We start from the raw sequence: 302 nt of genomic DNA, 5'->3' as shown, positions 1-302 counted from the left end.
ATCATTTGGCTGACGTTTATGCTTCTATAGCCGCATCTGCGGGGATCTCACTGGCCCTGGCAGGGGATTACTTTGTTGTTCCTTTCTTGGCCTACGGGGATCCGGCTGCCGGAATTATCGTCTCTTTCCTCGTCATCAAGCTCGCGTATACGTTGGGGATAGAAGCCGTCAATATTCTGATGGAAACGAACGTAGAAGACGCCAAGCTGCAGCAGTATAAAGAGATCATTGATTCGTTCCCAGACGTCAAACGCATCGAGCGGCTGCGTGCCCGCGAACACGGCCATTACATACTCGTGGAT

The 302-nt window shown here is 51.7% G+C and carries 1 pseudogene; it reads left to right on the top strand.

The window, feature by feature from the left end:
- Window positions 1-302: pseudogene (locus tag KVT34_RS30085) on the top strand (cation diffusion facilitator family transporter); the annotation flags it as partial.

Origin of the sequence: Paenibacillus sp. GbtcB18 (assembly GCF_019091125.1) — a bacterium.
GTDB classification, from domain to species: domain Bacteria; phylum Bacillota; class Bacilli; order Paenibacillales; family NBRC-103111; genus Paenibacillus_F; species Paenibacillus_F chitinolyticus.
This window is presented reverse-complemented; position numbering and strand designations above follow the sequence as displayed.